Source organism: Polyangium spumosum (assembly GCF_009649845.1).
In the GTDB taxonomy this organism is placed as follows: domain Bacteria; phylum Myxococcota_A; class Polyangia; order Polyangiales; family Polyangiaceae; genus Polyangium; species Polyangium spumosum.
The window spans coordinates 28,089-47,279 of record NZ_WJIE01000027.1 but is presented as its reverse complement, the minus strand read 5'-3'; the positions used below and the strand labels follow the sequence as shown (position 1 = coordinate 47,279).

Here is a 19,191-nt window from a genome sequence, read left to right as displayed (position 1 = left end):
TCGAGGAGCCCGCGGTTGTACGCTTGGAGCAGCCGAGCCTTGAACGCCGACAGCGTCGGGCAGGCTGGGACCCCGTCACGCTCGCGGGGCAGGCGGAAGAGCGGTGCAATGAACACGCCGTCGTCATGTACCCCTTCGGTCACGCTGCGAGCCGCTGACTCCATGCCCGAGGCGAAGGCGCGAAGGGATGCGTTCACGAGCCCAGGTGCACGCCGACGCTCAGCTTCGAGTTTGGCACGGGCGAAAAGCAGGACCGCGGCGGCACCGTCTCGCGAGAGAACGCTGAACGCGTCCGGCCCCGATCGGAGCCGCCTTCGCGAGGCCGGAGGCGAGGGCTCGAACGGCGCGGGAGGCGGACGCACGGAGGACATCGCGACCCTGGATCGCATGTTCCGCGCCAAACCGCAAGAGGGGACAAACCTTTCGCTACGGGCCGTGGCTCCCGCGCGGACGAGGCTTCTTCAGGTGCAGGCTCTTGGAGGCGGACACCCGCTCGTACATCCGCGCGAGTTTGTCGGCGTTCATGTGGCCCATCCGCTCGACGACCGCCTCGAGCTCGCTCTCCTCGGGAAGCAGCACCAAGAACATCGGCGTCAAGCCGAGCGCGCGAGCGATGCGATCGACGGTGCCTACGGTGAGCACGACGTGTCCGCGCTCGATGAGTGAAAGGTGGCTCACGACGATGCCGGTCTTCTTCCTGAGCTGCTCGAGCGACATCCCTCGCTCGAGGCGGAGATCTCGGATCCGTGCACCTAGCTTGGCGACAAACGGGTGTAGATCCTCGCGGCGAGACACGCTCGTTCTCATCTCGCTGGGGCGGGAGCAGCGCAGAAGTAGAGCAAACCGCGCTTCGAGTCTTGGATCCCCGCCTGCCGCTCGATGAACGGGGTGAGGGGCGAGGCGGCGACGAGCTTGATGCTGCCCTCGCGCTCTGCTCGTAGGAGAGCCGCCTCGAGCGCAGCTCGAGGAACTGCGACGAGCGCCCCACGGAGGATCGGCAGCGGCACGCCCTGCGTGTTCTTGTAGGCCGGATGAAGCCGGCTCATCGCAGCGAGGAGCTCGCTTATGACCGACGGATCCGGGCCTGCCTCACGCGCCGCGAGGGTGCGCTGCGCGAACAGCAGGACGTCGGCGAGCTCGGGGATGCGGAGCTGCCGGAACACGTCGTTCACCTCCTCGATGGGCGTGCGATGACGCCGTTGTGGCTGTGTCGGCTCTGCCAGCGATGGCGACGGCCTGGTCGTCGAGCGTGGGCTCGTGGAGCTCGGCGCGGGCTGCGCCTCCCCGCAGCCCAGCGTGCGGGCGAAGGGCCGCTCGACGCTGATGATGCCCGCCACGTCACGGGCGCGGTCGTGTTGCTCGTTTTCGGTGGCCATGTACCCTCCGAGCACGGGGGCTGTCGCCGGCACGGATCACCATCCCCAGGCGACCGCGGTGGTATGCCTCGACGAACGCACCCCAATGCGCGCTCTGCACCGCGGCCGTCTGCGGATGATGATGAATTGCAAGGACAAACGCCTCCGCATGGGCGGCGCTCATGGCCCGGCGCAGAAGCCGCATGTCCCTTACTCTCTAAACACGAGCCGACGCAGGCGACCCGTCCAAAGAAAGTGCACGCCCGCGTGCAAGGGGCTATCAGGGCGGGCTGCTGCTCTTTTGCTCGTTTTGCCGCAGTCCCTCGAGCGCCGCGGCGATGTACTTGTTCCGGACCGCCGCGTGATGACTGCCCCTGTAGTCCTGTTCATGCTGGCGCAGCGTGGAGAGCGCCTCGGCGAACTGCCCGCGCGAGAGCATTTCCCGGGCTTGTTCGAGGTTTGTCGTCTCCGGGTCGTTGAGAGGCACGGGGCCGGCAGGGGGACGCGAGGGCGCGACGACAACCACGGTGGGGCTCGGTCCGGGAGTGGCCGGGGGCGCGACGACAGAGGAGCTTCCCCCACGTCCGCTCTCGTCGACCACAACGGAGAGTACCATCGGCACCGCATGCCGCGCGGCAGGCGGCTCGTCGCGGGGCCAGAGCGCGACCGCGCCACCCCCGCCCATGGCGCCGACACCGATCAGGAAGAGCGGGTGCTTGATGATGCGCTCGAGCACCGCCTTGGCGGTGGCCCGAGCGGCAGGCGCAGAGCCCCGGGGCGCGACCGCTCGGATGAGCCGCTCGCCCGAAGCCGGCGGTTCGGAAGGCGGCGACGGGCTCGGCGCCAGGACGGGAGGAAGCACCTCGTCGAAGCCGAGCTCGCGGGCGACGCGGCGCCAGACTTCGTGCCGTGCCTTCTCGATGAAGTCGGGCGTGAGGTCCTCCGGGCGGAAGACAGTATCGAGGCCGAAAGGCAGCAACATGAACGGCGTGAAATCCCGGCCGAATATCTTCTTCACCCTGCGCCGGAAGACGTCCTTGGCCTCGACGAGCCTGGCCTGCGCGGTGTTGCGCGAGACCCCGAGCGCCGCGGCGATCTTCGGCAGGGACTCCCCGTTGAACTCGGCCCTGACGAGTACGTCGACGAGCTCCGCGTCCATGGTCTGGAGCACGCGTTTGACGACCTGATCGAGCTCATGATGCTCGAAGCGCTCGTGCGGGTTCTCGTCGCTGGGCACGTCCACGCCGGCGTCTGCCTCGGGGGTCTCGAAGCGGTGGCGGTAGAGGCGATAGTGCTCCGCCGCCTGCTGTTTGCAGATCATTTCGAGCCAGTCCTCGACCCCCGCAGATGGGACCTTGTCGAAGTTCTTGTAGACCTTCACGAAGACGAGCTGCGCGAGGTCGTCGACATCCGCCTGGCGCACGCCCATTCGAGCCAGGATCCCGAGAACGGTCAGGAGATGCGCCGCGTAGAAGCGGAGAAAGGCGTCGCTGGCGTGATGCAGGAACGGGAGGAGGAGGCGCACGACTACAAACACGCGCCGAGATGGGCGACCCGTCCAATAAATCGTACGGCTTTCTGCGCGACGGCTGCTTCACCGGATGTCGAAGGGAACAACCAGGCCGACCCGGACTGCGCCAGTGAGACGCGGCGCGCGCCAGAACTCCTCGCCATCGACGATGACCACCGGCCGGCGTGGCACGTAGGCGATGTCCCCGTACAGCTCGAGAGCGAAGAAGCGCGCCAGCCAGAATCCCCCGCCGAGCCGCGCGCCGACGTCGATGGTGACGTCCTCTGCATCTGGCCTCTTCTCCTTTTCGGCGTCGATCGAGAGCATTGCGACGTCGCCGAAGACGCATGCGCGGGCGAAGGTTCGAGACGAGAAGAGAGCGTGACGCCCACACGCCAGTGCGGACACACCCGCGCGTTCAGCATCGACGTCCTGCTTCGTCGGCAAGGCCCAGGCGTGGTCGTACTGCCCTTCGAGACCGATGGAGAGCCAGTTCCACCGCGCCTCGATGCCCGCCGCGAGGCTCAAGGCGGTCTCGGGGGCGCTCCACCAGGCAGCCCCCATGTTCGCGTAGATGGCGAGCTGCGGCTGCCCCGCCGAGCGCGCTGCGGCCTTGGGTGCCAAGGGGCCCCCTGCAGGTTGAAGCGGCTCGACGCGAGCAGGAGTCGAGGGAGATGGGGGCGGAGCGGCGGATGAAGGCGCGGAAGGCGCGGGTGTTGCAGACGAGCTCGAAGCTGCCGGGGCCGCGGGCGGGATCGTCAGTGGGTCGATGATGTCGCGCAGGTAGAAGACGATGCGATCGGCGAGCTGGTCGCAGCGCCACGATTCCGCCTGGGTGACGTGCTCGGCGACAATCTCACCGTTCTCGTCCTGCGCCTCGATGTGCGCCTCGATTCGCTGCGGCGTGAGCACCAACTTCACGGAGATGGCGCGCGACGCGTCGTCGGTGAAGGGGTCTTGCCCCTTGAGCTTCGTGGCGAGGGCGGCCTGGATGTAGCTCTTGTCGGGGCAGTTTTTCGGGGCGTTGGGGCCGGGGGCGTAGTCGAGGCGCCACGGCAGCACCTGGGGTGGCTGCGCCGCCGCCTCCGAGGTGCCGCAGAGCAGCGCCGCGACGAGGAGAAGGCGCGCCTTGCAAGGGCGTGGAGTGGAGTCGCGCATGACCTGAATGACCAGGTTTGTCCCTGGCGCGGAGCATGCCCGTGGGGCGCACGAGGCGCAAGCGTTCGCGGAACGCGGCTGCGCTTACGATTGGTTTGTCCGAACGTTGACGGAGTCCAGGCGCGGAGGCTAGGTTTTACCGCGTGCGCTCTTTCAAGACCTTCGCCTCGTACCTCGGCCTGTTGATCACCTTCGGGCTCGCTGCATGTGACGCAGAGAGCTGCGACGGCAACATCGAGCTCGTCAGCGTCTGTTACAACGACGCGCAGGAAGAGGTCCCGTGCTGCGGCCCGGCAGGGGAGAAGTACGCGTGCCCGCCCGATGCTGGCGATGATGCCGAGGTGGATGCCGGCGATGGCGCCGAGGTCGATGCGGGCGAAGATGATGGAGGTCCAGGAGCGACGTGCCCTGGAGACTGCATCACGCCAGGCAGCGGTGGCTTCAACCGGCACCCGTCGTACGTGTGGTTCGGCAAGGAGACGGATCCTCCGCCGCCGCCACTTCCTGCCGAGCCCTACGAGAGCTGGGTGGACGTCGCGTTCGCTGAACCTTCGTGCCCGATATGCTCCTGCGTGGCGCCCTCCGTGGGGTGCGTCCTGCCGAGCGCGTGCAACGCAAAGTCGACCGCTTGTCAAGACAATTCGCTGTCCACCCTCACCCCTTTCGATCCTCCTGCCGACTGGGACGGGAGTTGTTCCTCGTCGAGCCCCATCCCAGCAGGCGTTCTGTGCGACGGAGCTCCGTGCGTTCGATCGTTGGTGGTCGAACCGCCCATGGTCGCGCCGTGCATCGCGGAGCCGGCCATACCGCCCGAGGGGCAGCCTCTCCCACCGCCGGTTCGAACGAGGGCCATCGAGTACGCGGCCGGCGACGTGGGGACCTGCGACATCGCCAGGATCTGCGTCCTCCCGCCACCACCAGGCTACAGGCTTTGCCGCGTCGCCTACGGGCTAGGAGCCGTGGCATCGTGTCCAGCGGGCTGGACGGACCGACATGGTGGTTGGGCGGAAGTCGAGGAGCAGCGAGTTTGCTCGGCCTGCACGTGCGGCGATCCGCAAGGGGGAGCATGCTCGGTACGGGTCCGGGCTTATGCGAATGAGTCTTGCACGAACGAGCAGGGAGTTCTCGTTCTGCCCTCGACCGAGGGCCCGAAGTGCGTCGACCTGCCGATGGGCACGGCGCTCGCGAGCAAGGCGGCCGAGGTCATCTTCTCAGAGCCTGGTACCTGCGAGCCCAGCGGGGGTGAGGTCATCGGCGCGGCGTATACAGGCGCTCCCGTCACCTACTGCTGCGTCCCGGAGCTCACTCCTCCGCCATAGCGAGTCCGGCGCTAGAATCCGCAGATCCCGTTCGAGCAGACGAGGTTGAAGCAATCCTCGTTCTTCGTGCAGGGATAACCGTCCTTCCACACACAGGTCCCACCCAGGCCACATAGCTGTCCGGGGAGGCAGTCGGCCCATGGGATGGGACCGGCGATCGGGACGCATTCCCCATCGACCTCGCACTGCTGGCAGCCATCGCAGACGACCTTGCAGCAGACACCAACGGCAGCGCAGATGCCCGTCGCGCATTGCTCGTCGGTTTCGCACTTGTAACCTGTACAGACGGGACAATGGCCAAGCAAAGAGCCGCAGTCGACGCCCGATTCGTCCCCATTCTGGATCCCATCGTCACATCGGACGCAGAGGCCATCCCAACAGTACCCACCTGGGCAGTCAGCATCCACGTTGCACGTCCCCGGGCACAGCGGGCATGAGCCGCCGCAGTCGACGTCGGTCTCGTCCCCGTTCTTCACCTCGTCATCGCACCGCGAGCACACGTTCCCGACCTCGCATGTATGCCCCGGCTTGCAGTCCGCGTCCTGCAGGCACCCGATGCACGTGCCCGCGCCGTCGCACACGCCGGGGCACTTATCCGGGCCGGGACACGAATCCATCACGCAGCGGAAGCCCACGCGCTCGTTGAAACTGCGACAGGTGCCGTCGCAGATCCAGCCCGTGCACATGGGCGGCCTGCCGCACTCGACGCCCGTCGTACACGGGCAGCCCTCGCCGCCGTCGGCGCATGCCGCATCTGTGCACGAGGGAAGGGCAAAGAAGGCGGGCAGAAGCAGAGTGAAGGTGAGCGCGGCGACGAAGCGATGAAGGTTCATCCGGGCCTCCTTGGCCACACGCATTGTACCTGCGCGAGCCAACGATCCGAGGTGGAGGTGCGCCGTGGCAGACAGCACCTGGAGTTTCCACCACCGTCTCATGGCGTCCTGCGGTCCAACTCGGGAGCCCGCGATAAGCTCTCAGGTTCTCGAGAACAGGCTGAAGCGTTTCATGTCCAGTGTATCCGCTATCCAGCCCATGCCAACGCCGTCGATGATTGGGAACACCGCCCCGGCGCAGCGGACAGGGAACGATTTTCGTTTGAAAATCATAGCGTCCGCCCCCCAAACCACGAAGAGTTGCGCTGCGCTCTTCCATGGGTTGCTGCCGATCTCGGCGCATAGATCCTCTACGCTGAGCGGCAAGATGAGTCGGGCGGATGGCACCAGAAGGGCCGCTACGGTGCCACGAGATATGCTATCCTGAATAATCGCCGCGCAGACACTAAGCCAATAGAATGCCAGCGCGGGTAATAGATCCCCCTCGTCGAAGAGGAGTTGCTCGGCTTGGTCCAGCGTCCGAGGTTCAATCATAACACCACGGCGCTCGCAGGTCGCGGAAAACGTAAGATACTTCTCGATGCCTGTAGCTTCTGAGCGCAGCGCCTCGTCGCTCACAGGCGAAAGCGCCAAGCGGATGTGATGCTCGAAGGTGTGAGAATTCATGCTGTCACTTAGCTCCCAGAAGAGCATCGGATGGCCAATGTCAGTACCCCAGGTGCCGCGAGCCGTGGGACCTGACGTAGGGAGTCAACCTGCGATCTTCTTACTTACCCGGCGGCTTGGGGCCCGAGGGCAGGTTGGGAGGGACGGGGAGTCCACGGCTCTTGTAGTAGACCGGGCTCGTCTTGTTGAGCTGGTTGGCTCTGTTGTCGCCAGCCGGTGTGCCCGGGGCCGGCTTTTTCTTGCGGATGCTCGCGGTACTGGCACCGCCGCCACTTCGACCACTGCCGTTCCTCATGATTGCCCCTCCATCTCCAGGACACCAAGATGATGCTACAGCCCTCGCCGCGGCAAGCTCAGCGCGCGAACCCCGATCCGCAGGCTACTCCTGCACGAACGGGGATCAACCCGTCCGCACCTGCCGCGCGACCGTCGCGACGAGGAGCTGGGTCACGCGGCGCATGAAGGCGTAATCGAGCGTCTCCCACGTGTCCGTGGGCCGATGATAGTTCGGATTGCGAAATTCCGCGGTGTCGGTCCAGAGCATGGCCGGGATCTTCGCCTTCCAGAACGGCGAGTGGTCACTCCGATGCAGCACGGGGAGCCACCCTTCGAGGCCGAGGTAGACCTTCAGTCCCACGACCGGCAGCTCGGGGACCAGCGCTTCCGCCTGCTTTGCCGCGAGCTCCACGAGGTGGTTCGAGCGCTGGTTCGTGAGCAGACCGATGAAGTCGCCGACGTCCGGTGCGCCGGGGACCGGGAGCGGCATTCGTTGCGAACCTGCCTCGTGGCTCGCATATCCGACCATCTCGAGCACGTGCACGGCAGCGATCGATGCGCCGGCTGGTTGCCGGCGCGCGACGAATTCGACGCTGCCGAGGAGCCCGTCTTCCTCGCCATTCCACGCGACGAAGCCCACGGGCAAGGACGTCCCGAGGCTCGCGACTGCTCGCGCACAGGCGAGCATGGCGGCGATGCCGCTCGCGTTGTCGTCCGCGCCCGGCGTATCGGGCACGCTGTCGTAGTGGGCGCCGACGAGGACCAGGGGGCGATCGACGGCCCCGCGCGGCATTGCGACGACGTTCCGCAGCTCGCCCTCGATCTCGACGGCATAACCGAGCTCCTCGAACGCATCCGCGATGAACTGAGCGGCCTTTCGGTTCTGGGCGCGCTGGACGAACATGTGCCGCGGTTCGGCGAGCTCGACGACGGTCTTGAAGAGTTCGGGCTCACTCACGTCTGCGAGCGCGTCGATCAGGCTGCCACCATGGGTCGTGGCCTTCGTGCGTCGGAGCTCCATGGGCTGGGTGTCCTTTCTCCTGGGATTCTACAGGTCTCTCACCCGACGTGGCGCATCCAGCGCCGGTCAGCCTCCGACAACATGCCCCGCGCCACGGTCGCTCGCCGCAGCACCGAAAGCACTGCCGCTGGATCGCATCCGCAGAGCCCGGATGCCCACGCGGGGTTCGCCTCGACCACACCCCAGCCGCGCCCCGCCATTCGCCCGACGTCCACGACGACCGCGGGAGGCAGCTCCACGTCGGCATCCTCGAGCACCGCTTGGATCGACGCAGACGCCGCCTCCACCTCCGCTCGGTCCGCCTCCCACTCACCCGCCGCATTCCGAGCGAGCTCCCCACTGCAAATGTAGGGCGAGAATGCCGCCACCTCACGCTCCCGCACGAAGAACCGGAACTCCACCTCGAATACGACCGGTTCGCTCACCAGCACGGGCAGGTCGGGAGGCAACACCGGATCCGGGTCGAGCGCGGCTCCGTTCGCATAGACGCGGGCGGGGAAGCACTTCTCGTCGGTCGGCTTGATGAACACGCGCTCCTGGATCGACAAGGCTTCCGCAAGCGTCGTGAGACGCACGTCACGAAGGCGATGGCGCTCGGGCAACCGCGGCAGCCAGTCGCTCGTCGGCTCGAGCAGCGTGATCCCGAGGTCGTTCGCGATCGCGTCCGCCAGAATTGTCTCGCCGTAGAACACCGGCTCGCGCGCCGCGAGGCCGTCTGGGCAGCGGAACGAGTGCAGGCGCTCGACGTCCCAGCCGACGGAGATCGCCGCGGAGAAGAGCGCGTTCGAGTCAGGACTGTAACGATGCGAGAGGACGAGCGTCGGCACGCGCTCGGATGCTACACGAAGTCGTGGGAGCCGCGCCATCCAGCGTGGGAAGGAACAACGATCAGGCGTCGTCGTCCGTCCCTCCCTCTCCCTTGATGATTCGCTGAAGCGTGCCTCGATCGATGCCCAGGATTCGACTGGCTTCACTTTTGTTTCCGCGGACCGAATTGAGGACCCGACGGACGTACCAGTCGCGAACGTCGTCCAGCGATGTCTTGTTCTGAAGGATTCTCTTGGGAATCGCAGGATCAGGGCTCTCTTCCTTTTTCCCACTGCGCGTGGGGCCTTCGTGCGCATGCATCCCGAGCAACCACGAACGCAGCGTATTCTCGAGCTCCCGGACGTTCCCTGGCCATGGGCGTGAGCCGGCCTCGTTCTGAACCCACGCCTTGGCATCATCGCCGAAACCCCGGAGGACAGAGGAAAGCTCCCTACGCTCATCCATGAACTTCTCGACCAACTGGAGGCCGATGGGAGCGATATCTTCGGGGCGGTGGCGGAGAGGTGGGATCTTGATGACGTAGCCAGCGAGTCGCTCGTAGAGGTCTCGTCGAAACGTCGCCCGTTCTACCATCTCTTCGATGGGGCGCGATGTTGCAGCGATATACCGAACATTCACGTGGACCTCCTTGTTGGAGCCGACGGGAGTGATCCGGTTTGTCTCGATTGCGCGGAGCAGCTTTGCTTGCACGGGGAACGAGAGGTCCCCGAGCTCGTCGAGGAAGATGGTTCCCCCGTCTGCCTCGACGATCTTGCCTTTCCTACTCTTCACCGCACCCGTGAAGGCGCCCTCTTCATGCCCGAACAACTCCGACTCGACGAGCTCGCCGGGCAGGGCGGCGGCGTTCACCACCTGCATCGGCGTGGAGCTGCCTCCTCGTCCCAGCGCTCCTTGCTGGATCGCACGTGCGATGAGCTCTTTGCCCGTCCCGGTTTCTCCGAGGATGAGGACGTTCTGGTCGCAGATCGCGTCGCGCAATGCGAGCGTGTCCTCGAGCGAGTGCCCGAAGCATGCAGCCCATGCTGCTGCGCGCACACGCTGAGCTTGCTCGGATACCCCAACGAATGCTTTGAGCTCGTGGGATACGCGCAATGCAGCGTAGAGAAGGCTCTGCACATCACCCTTGTCGACCCCCATCTGCTTGATCGCGGCGTCGCCGAGCAGGGCGAAGGGGTTGATGTGTCCATCGCTGCTGGGGCTGATGATCCTGTGATGTCCTGCAGCCAGCAATAGCCTGCGGGCATCGCGCGGGTGCCCGTCGAGAACGAGTTTGCTCGCGATCTCGATGATCTCGCTGATCGAAACGTCGAGCAGCCCGGACACCCCTCCAGGGACACGATCGAAGAACGGGTTGCCGAGGAACACGCGGACCATGGCCTTGAGCCGCGGCGGATCCAGCGCGGCTTGGGCGAGCTTCGACGGCTTGGGCTCACCGGACGATGACTGCTGCATGACGCCGCGATGCTGCACGGCGCTGCGGCGCAGAACAACAAAGCTGCGCGTCGGTCTCCGAGGTGCTGCGCTTTGCCTTGAAGATCAACAGGTTACAGTCGCTCGTCTCATGGGTACGAAGGTTGCGTTGGGCTCCAGCGACCCAGGCGAACGCCGTGTTTGCCCGGGAATACTGAGAAGGAGACCATCATCATGCCGAAGAAGCCTCGTGCCGCTGCCGCCCCTATCTCGAACGACGCGGCTGTCGCTCCGCCGAGCAACCACCCGCAAGGCGGCGACGCCTCGGTCCAGAAGATCCTCGATACGACCCCGAAGGTCTTCCGGTTGTACCACAATGCCAGCGGTCTCAGCGCAGTCCTGTTTGGTTACATTCGCGAGCAAGAGCTCTTCAAGCAGGCTGGCTGCAAGGACATGGAGGAGTACGCACAGCAGCACCTTGGAGTCGAGAGCACCCCGATGTACAAGAAGGTCGCCAGGGCCAGCAAGGCGGGCTGGAAGTATTACCGCGAGCACTTCGAGCGGAGCGTGCAGCGCATCGTCGCGGGGCACGATCCGCTGGCCGAGGAGAACGCAAAGCTGCCCAGCATGACGGCCCTCGCGCTGCTCTCTACTGCGTTGAAGTCGGTCCCCGAGGACAAACGAGACCAGTTTCTCGCGGGCGTGCTCACGGGGAAGATTCGCGCGGAGGACATGGCGAAAAGGGATCGTGCTGCAACGAAGAGCAGCGATCGACCTCCGGCCACGAGGGCTTTCGAGGCGATGCGCGCGGCCGAGGAGTCGCTGCGGGAGTGTTCGAAGGGCGTGCTCTCGGCGGAGGAAAGGGAGCACCTCCACCGCCAGGCCAAGGCGCTCGCTGATCTTGCGGCCGACCTGCTCACGAGGCTCGCCGCAGAATGAGCCCCGGTGTCCAACGAAGGACCAGGAGCGCTGTCGCGAAGCGGCTGAAGAAAGGGCCAATTCCACGTGCGGCCGAGAATCGACGCGTGCACGATGCGGCGATTGCGTTTGCCTCCGATGGGACCGTGCTCGTTGCCCTGTCCCAGCTCGTGGGATCGGATGAACTCGCTACGGTCCTCGAGCGTGCGCGCTCGGAAACTGGGGCGGTCTTCGTGGGCGTGCCGCTCGAGGAGCGAGAGCTCAGCCAGTTCGTGATTCCTCGCCTGCAGAAGGCCAGCGTGGAGGCCGCCGCCTGGGTCCTGGGGGCTCGAAGGGCTGCGGCCCCAAAGCGGGTCAGCAGGCGCAGGATACGCGCGTAGCCTTCTCGTCGCCCGCACACCCGCCATTGCCCGATCAAGCCAGCCCGCCCCATCCAGAGCCTCTTCCCGCTCAACGCGGCCCGCGCACGGCTTTGTGTTCCTTGTCACACCGAAGAAGCGAATGCAGCTTGTTTCCTGCGGTTCGCCTACGGAAACGGCGCGAGCCCCCTCCTCTCCTCCAGCCCGGAATGGACGTCCAAACCTGCCAAAGCGCCGACCAGGTCGGGCAGCCAGTGACAGGAACAACGAGTCGCACCATCAATGGTTTCGCGTACTTGCAGCATGCGGGGGTTGAACCTGGAGGGCAGGATCGGTCGTCCCAGATGCCCCTCGGACCACGAGGCTGTCGGTGCCCTCCGGGGCATGTCGAAGGCTACCAGCCCATGTCCCGGAGCCGTCGACGGAAGCCGCGCGACTTCGCGATGCGGACCTCGTTCTTGCTGATGTCCCCATGCATCTGCCGGTGCGAACGCGGGACTCTCTTCCCGAGTTGGTGCTGCGCCAGCGCCTTTCCCTTGTATTGCTTCACGGTGAACGTGCCGAACTGGTCGAGGTAGAGCTTCCCACTCTCGGCGATGGCACTCATCGTGACGTCCAGAAAGACTGCGGTCACCGAGTTGACTGTATTCTCCGGCAGACCGCAGATCATTGCTACTTCCCTGTCGATCAAGCGCTTCGTCCACCGTCGGCGTGCAGGTTCGGTGTCTTCATCTTCGGGCAGATCGGCATCAATGCCCGGTTCGTCAATATCATGCATGTGGACCAGGATGCGCGCCTTCGTCCATCGCTGCAAGATCCACCGACTGCGGCGGCGTTCGTTCTTCATGATTATTACGGCGAGCCCTGTCATGCACTCTGGTTTTGCGCTATTAGCTCCATCATGTCGGTCATCCGAGTTTGGCCCAGGGTCGCTGCTGCGGATGTTCTGGCCGGCACTTCCGACGAAGAAATGGCCAAGGTGGAGGGGCTCCTCAGTCCGCTCATCGAGCACACGCCGGATCTGGACGAATCCGTGGCAGTCCGGATCGTCCGTGCGCTCACGCGTCCGCCGCTTGTGGAGGGAGCGCCCAAACGCTGGATCGAGCCCTACCGAGAGCTCGGCCTCGAGAGCAGCTGGCGAGACGCCGCCTGGCGGCTGCGGGTTCGTGACGATGAGAAATTCTGTGAGGTCTGGGAAACCGCCGGCGAGGTGCTCGACACGTGGTGGGGCGTCCGCAACGGCGACATGATCCAGGTCGGTGACGCTCGGCGCCGAGATGAGAATGCCCCCGCGCAATCACTCTATACGTTCCGGCTCACCGTGACCGTGCCCCGTGAGGCTACCGTGCCAAATCCGGGCAAGACCCAGGCGCCTCCGCCTCCTGTGCGCCCTCTCGGGGCCCGGCAGGGTGATTGGGCCGCGGTGGAGGCGCTGGCAAGCTTCCTGGCGTCCAGGGTCGACGCAACGTTCAACGGCGCAGCTCGGCTGCGGGAGCAGCCGTTGTTGGCTCCCATCTGCGCCCTCGCTGCCACGGTCTGGACGGCCATGCAGCACCCGAAGATGCAGACGAAGCACCGGGCCCCCATCTACAAGATGGCCGCGTTCTACGCCTGCCTCGACAGCCTCGCGCTCGGGGAGCACCGGGAAACCGCCGAGCGTATCCTCCGCCGTGATCATCCTCGGCACATCCACATCGACGCGAGCAGCGCCCCCGAGGACTACACGCATCCGCAGTGGCGCAGCGGGCTGGGCATGTTTGCCAAGGACGACAAGAGCGGTCACCTCGTGCTGGTGACCGAGCACAACCGTAAACAATTCGCGCCGCTGATTCTCTTCTCGCTCGCCCATGGCGAGCCTTGGTAGACTGAAAAAGAACGGCCCGGTCAGCTTCCACCCTGACCGGGCCTGAACTCGCGGGATCCTGGCCGACGCGAGCAGGTTCATTCTCCATCACCTGTCGTCGTTCGGCAACCCTTTCGGAGGGCAGCCATGCCGAAGAACGACCTCGCCACCGCCCGAGCGGAGCTCGCGGCCAAGTTGACCCACGCCCTGAACGAGGCGCTCGCCCCGAGCGCCGCGCCAGCACCGATCGTGCTCGTCGATGCCCCTGGTGGGCTGGGCAAGAGCCACATCACCGCCCGGCTCCTTCAGCATCGGCGTGTCACCTGGTTTGGCGAGCGGAACAGACTTCTTGGAGCCGTGGAAGGTTACCTGAGCACGCCTCTGCTCGGCGTGGTTCCACTTCCTCCCGCGACAACAACAGCAGTGACGAGCAATGCTGGCATCGAGAAGCGCCCCTCCCGCGAGGACGAGGGCTTCTGCTCCCAGTTCGACAAGCGCATCAAGCCGCTCCAGATGTTCGGCCTCGGGCGTTTCGAGCAACGGATGGGCTGCAAGTTGTGCCCCGACCGTGACACGTGCAAGTACCAGAACTGGCGACCCTCGAAACCTTGGCTCTTCGCCTCGCACGCTCGGCTGGGCCTGCGCAACGACGACAAGTATCTCTTCGAGGGCCGTGAAATCGTCGTCATCGACGAGTCGCCCGTCAAAGAAGTCCTTCAGGCGGTCACGCTGGAGCCGTACGAGATCCATCAGATCTTGTCCGCCTTGAAAGCGCCCGACGTGGTCGCCCTCGGCGAGCTCTCGACCAGGGCATTTACACAGCTCTTCGAGGTCGTCTCCGACCTGCTCGACGATCCGCCTCCCAATCGGCGCCGGATCGAGCTTCGCGTGCTGCTGCGCGAGCTCGGCTATGTGTTCGTCGACGGTCTTCCCCGAGCAGAAGAACAAATCCGAGCCGCTGCCCGTCTTCTCGCCGGACAGCCAGAAGGTGGCGAGCGCGAAAGGCAGAACAAGGACATGGGCGCTCACGTTTGTCGAATTGATCCGATGAGCACGGCGTACCTGATTCAGAAGCTCGAGTTCATCGGGGGGCAGGGGCTTGGAGCGAAGCTCCACAAGCTCGCGGATGCCCTGGCAGCCGACACCGGGGCAAGACCGACCTGTGTTCTCGTCCTGCCGTCAGGCGAGTCGAGGGGCGGGATCATTGCCGGGCAGCGGGTAATTCCTCCGGTCCCGCCACAAGTGCCCATCGTCATCCTGGACGCGACCTGCGATCAACTGCTTTACGCCTACATGTTTCCTGACCGGCCACTCCTTCACGTGCACGTCGAAGCACAACAGACAGCAAGGATCATTCAGACGATCGACTACAGGTATCCAGCCAGCACGCTCGGGGATCCGAACAGCCCATCGATCAACCGGCTGATGGACATCGTCGACAAGTACAAGGCGGAGAATCCGGGCCACAAGATCGCCGTGATCGTGCAGAAGCACCTGTTCGCTGCCAAGCCCCAAGTGAAGAAGCGGATCCTCGAGAGCGTCAAGGAAGAGGACGTAGCGTACTTCTGGTCGAACCGCGGTGAGAATGCGCTGAAAGACTACGACGCGCTCTTCGTCCTCGGCGCCCCCGAACTGCACCCGCTGGAGATCGAGGCACGGGCGAGGGCCTACATCTCGACGGAGCCGCCTGCCTCTTGGGAGGACCCATTCGACTACCGGCTCGTCCCTTCACCGAACCAGGACTCCTCGGAGGGCTACGTCGTGGCCGACGATGGCACACGTCTCATCGAACGCAGGTTCCGTCGAGGACCTTTCTCGGTCTTCTGGGCGTTCCACCAGGCCGAGTACGCCCAGTCGATGCTCCGCCTCCGGCCCTATGATCCGCATAAGAAGAAGACGATCTACTTCTTCTCGAACGTCGACATTCCCTACTTCGTCATCGAGCGGAAGACGGAGGACGAACTGCTGGGGCGAAAGCCCGATCTCCTTCTCCGGGCCCGTGATGCGTTGATGAACGAGCGGGCCGCTGGACGGCAGGGGATCATCACGCAAAAGGATCTCGCGGACCTGCTCCGGGTCAGCAAGGTCGCGATCACGAAGGCAAAGAAGAAGTATGGGCGGACCGGTCTCTGGCGAGAGATCGAGGTTCTTCTTGGCCACAGCCAGAACGCCACAGCAGGATCGGCTGGAGCCTCGGGGCCTTCTTCTTGAGTAATGATCTCACTCAGGTCGGAGGGCGGTCGCGAAAAAAAGAACCAATGTCCCTGCCGCAGCCTGACGGCTGCGGAGGGACTCCTGTTATCCCCGTCGAGCCGGTGAACCGGTGCCCTACCAATCTATAGTGGGGGAGGTTAACCGGCCTGAACGCCGGTGGAAGGATGGAGGGCCTCCAGCCGGAGGCTGCGAGGTCCGTGGGTCTTTTTTTCTCGCGGCCAGGTCTCAACTATCGCCGAACGCGAAGTCTCACGGGACAAGACCGTCGCAGAAGAACGCGGTTCTACTCGCATCTCCGCATGTCGAATTCTTCTTGCACCAGCAATCGTTCCTCTTATGCTTCGCCATCCTGACCCGAGGCTGTAAATGAACATCACGGTCACGACAAACTTCGATGGCGGATTCGATGACGAGGAGATCGAGTGGCTCCGGCGTCAAGGAAAGGAGGAGCCTCCCGCAGCGGAGGACGAGTACATCTCTCCGGCGGAGAGCAACGAACTCTTCATGAGAGGGATCCTGGCCTTTGCTCCAACGGCCACGGCTGCAAGGGGAAAGGCCGCGATACGCCGAACACGAAAGCTTCGCGTCCTCCAGGCGTGGCGGATATCGAGGCGCTTCGCAGTAGCTAGCGCTCGGCGCCGCTTCGCGCGCGTCCAGCCACGACCCCGAGCGACGAGAAGAACAAGAACACACCGGACGTCGACGATACCGAAAGCCGCCAGCGACGGCGGCCCAGGCCCAGGTTCAACGCTGCCATTCCCGCTGGCCGGTACACCTCGAGCAGGGGAGGTGAGCCATGGCCGGTGAACGACGCCAGCGCCCCGGAGGAAGCCAGTCGGGGACAACCCAACCGGACCGGACACACGCCGAATCTGCGAGCGATCGATCTGCTTCCACCAGCAGCACCCCCGCTGGGCCCCTGCCCATGCTGCTCACGCCCGACGAGGTTGCCGCTCTCCTGCGCACCACGCGGAAGGCGGTTTACGCCATGGCTGAGCGAGGCGCTCTTCCCGGCGTCGTTCGTCTCGGCCGTCGTGTGCTGTTCCATCGCGACAACCTGCTAAGCTGGCTCGACGAAAGACGAGCGCCATCGCCGGGAAGGACCCGACGATGACGGTCAAAGTTCGCCCGTACAAGCGGTCGCAACGAGAAGGCTGGGAAGTGGATATCTGCGTCAATCTGCCGAACGGGGAGGAGGTGCGCGAGCGCCGCCGAGCACCCGTGTCGACGAAGTCGCAGGCCCAGCGCTGGGGTGAGGGGAGGGAGCGTGAGCTCCTGCTCGAGGCCCTCTCACGCCCCGCAGAAGAACCCAAGAAGAAGGAGGTGCCCACGCTCACGGAGTTCGCCCCGCGGTTCATCGAGAGCTACGCGGAGGCGAACCGGCAGAAGCCGAGCGGGATCGACGCGAAGAAGAGGATCCTGCGGCTGTACCTCGAGCCCGACTTCGGCTCGAAGAAGCTCGACCAGATCAAGACGGAGGATGTCCAGCGGCTCAAGGCGCGGCTGGGTCACCGCTCGGCCAAGACGGTGAACAACATCCTGTCCGTCCTGGGGAAGCTGCTCCGCGTCGCGGTGTCGTGGGAGGTCATCCCCGCGATGCCGTGCCGGATCGAGCTGCTCAAGGCGCCCAAGCCCGAGAAGTCGTTCCTCGACTACGATGATCTCGACCGGCTGGTCGAGGGCGCGAAGTTGGTGGGCTGGGGAGCGCACCTCCTGGTGCTTCTCGGCGCGGACGCCGGGCTTCGTCGGGGCGAGATGATCTCGCTTCGCTGGAACGACGTGGACTTCGGCCGCGAAGAGCTCCACATCCGGCGCGCGGACTGGAAGGGCATCGAGTCCACCCCGAAGGGCGGGCGCGGGCGCACCGTAGGTCTCACGAAGCGGCTCCTCGCAACCCTCAAGGCGTACCGCCATCTTCGGAGCGAGCGCGTGCTCTGCGAGGACGACGGCAAGCCGATCACGGGGAAGACGATCGCCCGCTGGATGCGGCAGTCAACGCGGCGAGCTGGCCTCGCCGTGCTCGAGGGGCCGCACATCCTCCGCCACACGTTCTGCTCGCACCTCGCCATGCGCGGGGCGACCGTGATGGCGATCAAGGAGCTCGCCGGCCACCGCGATGTCTCGACGACGATGGGCTACATGCACCTGTCGCCGAGCGCCAAGCGGGGCGCCATCGAGCTGCTAGACGGGCCGGCTCCCTCGCCGGTCCGTGGAGAAATACTGGAACAGCCGGGGGTGGGGACCAAAAAGGTCAGCAGTTCCGGCTAGTTAGATGGTGGGTCGACAGGGACTCGAACCCTGGACCTACGGGTTAAAAGCCCGCAGAGGTACGAGCCGTTTTCGGCTGAACCAGCGTGTTTTTTGCGCTTGTCAAGAGCTTGTTACCGAACTGTTACCGTGGCCGAGAAGAGCCACGGTGTCCCGAAGGTCGGCCCGAGCGACGTGGGCGTAGCGTGAGGTCGTTGACAAGTGCTCGTGTCCCGCGAGGGCTTGGACGGCCGGAGCCGACCCGCCTCGCCTGAACAGCTCGGTCACGAAGAAGTGCCGGAGGTCGTGGAAGCGGAAGCCCACGATGCCGACCTTCTTGGCGGCTCTCTTGAAGAGCTGCGTGAGGCCCCACTCGCCCCACGCCTCCTTGCGGGAAGAGACGGTCACGAGCCCCAGGCCCTCGCCTCTGACCTCTCGCAGCAGCTCCGCCAGCCTTGCGGCCAGCGGGACCTCTCTCTGGTGTCCCGACTTCGGTGTCGAGATTTCACCCTTCGAGTGCGAGAAGCGGACGACGAGGAAGCCGCCAGCAAGGTCGACGTCCTCCCATCGGAGGGCGCGAACCTCGCCGGCCCTGAGCCCCGCGTAGGCTGCCAGGGCAAGGGCCACGCGACCCCCGCCCTTGGCCTTGCCGAGGATGGCCTCGACTTGTTCCGCCGTGAGGCAGCGGAGAACCTTCTTGCCCGTCTTGGGGAGCGGGGGAAGGTCAGGCATGACGGAGAGCTTCTTGGCCTCCACAGCGGCCCGTAGGACCGAGCGGATGACGATGAGCACGTTCCGCCTCCGCGAGGGTGAGCACCCCTCGTCTACGAGCACGGCGTCGAGCCCTTCGACGTCCGAGCACGTCAGCTTGTCGATGGGCGTCTCGCCGAACCGTGGGAGGAGGCGCGTCTCCAGGATCTCCTCGTAGCCCTTCCGCGTGCTGGGCTTGAGCCTCGTGACCGCCTTGCCGTTGCGGAACAGGCCCACGGCCTCCTTGAACGTGACGGCCGGGGCCTCTTTCACGACGACCTCGACACGGGGCTCGAACGGCTCCCCGTACGTCGCGATGAGGGCGAGGAGACGTCTTTCTTCGGCCCTCGCGCCCGCCATCGTCTGGACATGAGCGTCCTTGCGATAGCGGCCCTGAGAGCCGTCTGTGCGCCGGTAGTGAATGTCAACGATCAGGCGGGTTTCCCCGCGTCGGTTTGCCTTGCGAATCGTCATGACCGAGTTC

Annotated in this window: 16 protein-coding genes; 5 read left to right on the top strand and 11 right to left on the bottom strand. The window is 65.2% G+C overall.

Translation table 11 applies throughout. The features are described 5' to 3' along the window. Positions 1 to 426 precede the first annotated feature (426 nt). The 9 genes from GF068_RS41020 to GF068_RS40980 all read right to left on the bottom strand — a co-directional run bounded on the left by GF068_RS41020 (position 427) and on the right by GF068_RS40980 (position 10,418). On the bottom strand, positions 427 to 807 hold the full coding sequence (locus GF068_RS41020; protein ID WP_153825017.1) for a helix-turn-helix domain-containing protein: 381 nt from the start codon (positions 805 to 807) through the stop codon (positions 427 to 429). Next, positions 804 to 1,376, bottom strand: coding sequence for a hypothetical protein (locus GF068_RS41015; RefSeq protein WP_153825016.1), 573 nt, complete (start codon positions 1,374 to 1,376; stop codon positions 804 to 806). Before GF068_RS41015 ends, GF068_RS41020 begins: the two co-directional genes overlap by 4 nt. A gap of 259 nt (positions 1,377 to 1,635) precedes the next feature. Beyond that, the gene (locus tag GF068_RS41010; protein ID WP_153825015.1) at positions 1,636 to 2,880 is read right to left on the bottom strand and encodes a sigma-70 family RNA polymerase sigma factor; all 1,245 of its coding nucleotides are present in this window, start codon (positions 2,878 to 2,880) and stop codon (positions 1,636 to 1,638) included. Positions 2,881 to 2,949: 69 nt separating this feature from the next. Next, positions 2,950 to 4,023 carry a hypothetical protein gene (locus GF068_RS41005; protein ID WP_153825014.1) on the bottom strand — a complete coding sequence of 358 codons (1,074 nt, stop codon included), beginning with the start codon at positions 4,021 to 4,023 and terminating at the stop codon, positions 2,950 to 2,952. Positions 4,024 to 5,353: 1,330 nt separating this feature from the next. Beyond that, on the bottom strand, positions 5,354 to 6,175 hold the full coding sequence (locus GF068_RS41000) for a hypothetical protein (protein WP_153825013.1): 822 nt from the start codon (positions 6,173 to 6,175) through the stop codon (positions 5,354 to 5,356). Positions 6,176 to 6,316: 141 nt separating this feature from the next. Beyond that, the gene (locus tag GF068_RS40995) at positions 6,317 to 6,841 is read right to left on the bottom strand and encodes a hypothetical protein (RefSeq protein WP_153825012.1); all 525 of its coding nucleotides are present in this window, start codon (positions 6,839 to 6,841) and stop codon (positions 6,317 to 6,319) included. A gap of 400 nt (positions 6,842 to 7,241) precedes the next feature. Then, positions 7,242 to 8,138: a M20/M25/M40 family metallo-hydrolase gene (locus GF068_RS40990; RefSeq protein WP_153825011.1), complete on the bottom strand. Its 897-nt coding sequence runs from the start codon at positions 8,136 to 8,138 to the stop codon at positions 7,242 to 7,244. A 38-nt stretch (positions 8,139 to 8,176) separates the two neighbouring features. Beyond that, positions 8,177 to 8,965 carry an ATP-grasp domain-containing protein gene (locus GF068_RS40985; protein ID WP_170319989.1) on the bottom strand — a complete coding sequence of 263 codons (789 nt, stop codon included), beginning with the start codon at positions 8,963 to 8,965 and terminating at the stop codon, positions 8,177 to 8,179. Between the two features lie 61 nt (positions 8,966 to 9,026). Beyond that, complete coding sequence (locus GF068_RS40980) at positions 9,027 to 10,418, bottom strand: sigma 54-interacting transcriptional regulator (RefSeq protein ID WP_153825009.1); 1,392 nt, start codon at positions 10,416 to 10,418, stop codon at positions 9,027 to 9,029. A gap of 192 nt (positions 10,419 to 10,610) precedes the next feature. Here GF068_RS40980 and GF068_RS40975 point away from each other — a divergent pair, with 192 nt between their 5' ends. After that, positions 10,611 to 11,315 carry a hypothetical protein gene (locus tag GF068_RS40975; protein ID WP_153825008.1) on the top strand — a complete coding sequence of 235 codons (705 nt, stop codon included), beginning with the start codon at positions 10,611 to 10,613 and terminating at the stop codon, positions 11,313 to 11,315. Between the two features lie 732 nt (positions 11,316 to 12,047). Here the strand turns inward: GF068_RS40975 and GF068_RS40970 are convergent. Continuing rightward, on the bottom strand, positions 12,048 to 12,500 hold the full coding sequence (locus GF068_RS40970; protein WP_170319988.1) for an HU family DNA-binding protein: 453 nt from the start codon (positions 12,498 to 12,500) through the stop codon (positions 12,048 to 12,050). A gap of 54 nt (positions 12,501 to 12,554) precedes the next feature. Between GF068_RS40970 and GF068_RS40965 the strand changes: the two genes are divergently transcribed. From GF068_RS40965 to GF068_RS40950, 4 genes are all read left to right on the top strand, one after another. Beyond that, the gene (locus GF068_RS40965; protein ID WP_153825006.1) at positions 12,555 to 13,517 is read left to right on the top strand and encodes a hypothetical protein; all 963 of its coding nucleotides are present in this window, start codon (positions 12,555 to 12,557) and stop codon (positions 13,515 to 13,517) included. Positions 13,518 to 13,643: 126 nt separating this feature from the next. After that, a complete protein-coding gene (locus GF068_RS40960; protein WP_153825005.1) occupies positions 13,644 to 15,707 on the top strand; it encodes a hypothetical protein in 2,064 nt (687 codons plus the stop codon). A gap of 799 nt (positions 15,708 to 16,506) precedes the next feature. Next, entirely contained in the window at positions 16,507 to 16,824 is a 318-nt protein-coding gene (locus GF068_RS47540; RefSeq protein ID WP_420814156.1) for a helix-turn-helix domain-containing protein, read from the top strand. Then, on the top strand, positions 16,821 to 17,978 hold the full coding sequence (locus GF068_RS40950) for a tyrosine-type recombinase/integrase (protein WP_153825003.1): 1,158 nt from the start codon (positions 16,821 to 16,823) through the stop codon (positions 17,976 to 17,978). The genes GF068_RS47540 and GF068_RS40950 overlap by 4 nt, the downstream gene beginning before the upstream one ends. A 102-nt stretch (positions 17,979 to 18,080) precedes the next feature. Here GF068_RS40950 and GF068_RS40945 read toward each other — a convergent pair whose 3' ends face one another. Then, complete coding sequence (locus GF068_RS40945) at positions 18,081 to 19,181, bottom strand: tyrosine-type recombinase/integrase (RefSeq protein WP_153825002.1); 1,101 nt, start codon at positions 19,179 to 19,181, stop codon at positions 18,081 to 18,083. Positions 19,182 to 19,191 lie beyond the last annotated feature (10 nt).

Coding starts and splice junctions, on each gene's coding strand:
- GF068_RS41020 (WP_153825017.1), bottom strand. CDS start 807: ATGAGAACGAGCGTGTCTCGCCGCGAGGATCTACACCCGTTTGTCGCC.
- GF068_RS41015 (WP_153825016.1), bottom strand. CDS start 1,376: ATGGCCACCGAAAACGAGCAACACGACCGCGCCCGTGACGTGGCGGGC.
- GF068_RS41005 (WP_153825014.1), bottom strand. CDS start 4,023: ATGCGCGACTCCACTCCACGCCCTTGCAAGGCGCGCCTTCTCCTCGTC.
- GF068_RS41000 (WP_153825013.1), bottom strand. CDS start 6,175: ATGAACCTTCATCGCTTCGTCGCCGCGCTCACCTTCACTCTGCTTCTG.
- GF068_RS40995 (WP_153825012.1), bottom strand. CDS start 6,841: ATGAATTCTCACACCTTCGAGCATCACATCCGCTTGGCGCTTTCGCCT.
- GF068_RS40990 (WP_153825011.1), bottom strand. CDS start 8,138: ATGGAGCTCCGACGCACGAAGGCCACGACCCATGGTGGCAGCCTGATC.
- GF068_RS40980 (WP_153825009.1), bottom strand. CDS start 10,418: ATGCAGCAGTCATCGTCCGGTGAGCCCAAGCCGTCGAAGCTCGCCCAA.
- GF068_RS40975 (WP_153825008.1), top strand. CDS start 10,611: ATGCCGAAGAAGCCTCGTGCCGCTGCCGCCCCTATCTCGAACGACGCG.
- GF068_RS40970 (WP_170319988.1), bottom strand. CDS start 12,500: ATGAAGAACGAACGCCGCCGCAGTCGGTGGATCTTGCAGCGATGGACG.
- GF068_RS40965 (WP_153825006.1), top strand. CDS start 12,555: ATGTCGGTCATCCGAGTTTGGCCCAGGGTCGCTGCTGCGGATGTTCTG.
- GF068_RS40960 (WP_153825005.1), top strand. CDS start 13,644: ATGCCGAAGAACGACCTCGCCACCGCCCGAGCGGAGCTCGCGGCCAAG.
- GF068_RS47540 (WP_420814156.1), top strand. CDS start 16,507: ATGGCCGGTGAACGACGCCAGCGCCCCGGAGGAAGCCAGTCGGGGACA.
- GF068_RS40950 (WP_153825003.1), top strand. CDS start 16,821: ATGACGGTCAAAGTTCGCCCGTACAAGCGGTCGCAACGAGAAGGCTGG.
- GF068_RS40945 (WP_153825002.1), bottom strand. CDS start 19,181: ATGACGATTCGCAAGGCAAACCGACGCGGGGAAACCCGCCTGATCGTT.